This window comes from Sphingobium sp. FG58 (assembly GCF_057809055.1).
Genome location: NZ_JBMDJF010000052.1, coordinates 1 through 1,421 on the forward strand (window position 1 = coordinate 1; position 1,421 = coordinate 1,421).

At 57.4% G+C, this 1,421-nt stretch carries 2 protein-coding genes; one reads left to right on the plus strand and one right to left on the minus strand.

All coding sequences use genetic code 11. The annotated features are described in order from the left end of the window. Positions 1–84 precede the first annotated feature (84 nt). Positions 85–1,128: an IS110 family RNA-guided transposase gene (locus ACODR8_RS19890; protein WP_489008848.1), complete on the plus strand. Its 1,044-nt coding sequence runs from the start codon at positions 85–87 to the stop codon at positions 1,126–1,128. Between the two features lie 4 nt (positions 1,129–1,132). Here ACODR8_RS19890 and ACODR8_RS19895 read toward each other — a convergent pair. Further along, a partial coding sequence (locus tag ACODR8_RS19895; protein ID WP_489008849.1) for a hypothetical protein occupies positions 1,133–1,421 on the minus strand: 289 nt, incomplete at its 5' end.

Sequence of the window (1,421 nt, forward strand, 5' to 3'; positions counted from 1 at the left end):
CAGCCCTGTTGGGGTGGACGGCCTCCGTACGGCATCAGAATGTGCCAGAGTGAGTCGTTAGATCTCAATCGAAGGAGACCGCCCATGGAACAGATTATCCGCATTGGCATGGATACGTCAAAACATCTCTTTCAGCTGCACGGTGTGAATGCAGCGGAACAGCCGATTTTGCGCAAGAAGCTGCGACGCAAGGAAATGATCGACTTCTTCCAGAAGCTGCCGTCAACGGTGGTCGCCATCGAGGCGTGCGGCGCCTCACATCATTGGGCCCGCCTGCTGGGCTCTTTCGGTCATGAGGTGAAGCTGATCGCACCACAATTGGCAAAGCCGTACGTGAAGCGCGGCAAGAATGATGCCGCCGATGCCGAGGCGCTGTGCGAGGCCATGAGCCGCCCGACAATGCGCTTCGTGCCGGTAAAGACCGCAGAACAGCAGGCAGCGCTAATGCTGGTCGGAATGCGCGACAGGCTGGTGAGAAGCAGAACCCAACTCACCAATGCGATCCGCGGCTACGCTGCCGAGTTCGGACTAACCACAGCCAAGGGCATATACAAGATCGAGCCGCTGCTCGAACGCACTGCAACCGATGAGACCGTTCCGACATTGGCACGCGAACTCTTCGCGTTGCACGCCAGCGAATACCAACAGTTGGAACGGCAGCTTGAAGACGTCGAGGCAAAGCTACTAGCATGGCACCGCAAAAATGAGTGCAGCCGACGCCTGGCCCAAATTCCAGGCGTCGGGCCGATTGGCGCATCGCTTCTCATGATGAAAACGCCCGCCCCGGAACTCTTCGCGTCGGGGCGTCAATTTGCAGCTTGGCTAGGCCTGACCCCGAAGGATCACTCAACCGCCGGCAAAGCAAGGCAGGGCGTTATCACGCGCGCTGGCGACGAAGCATTGCGAAGTATACTGGTGGTCGGGGCCACATCATTGCTTCGACGTGTCAGGGATGGAAGCGGAAAAAATGCCACGCCCTGGCTGCTCTCCATGCTCAAACGCAAACCGCCCAAGCTGGTGGCCGTGGCATTGGCGAACAAAATTGCGCGGATCGCTTGGAAAATGATGGCCACCGGCGAAACTTATCGAAAAAGCGTCGTGCTATCAGAGTTGAAATGCACGGCATAAGAGATCAGGCAGCGATGGTGAGCGGACAATCAGAGCTACCATCCTGAACTGATGCGTGAACTTGCAAGAAACAGCAGATGGTGGATCGATCGATCCGAGACGCGTGATAGCCCGTATGCGCCAGTGGCCGTTGCAGGTCGCAGCCTTGTTTGGAACTCGTGTCGCGGAAACCATCTTGGCCAGCGTTCATGTGCGAACGCACCCACAGGCCGGACATATGAACGCAAGCGATCCGATCAATATTATCTGCCAAATCTTGCAGGGAGGGGGCCGTCCACATATGGCGCATCATG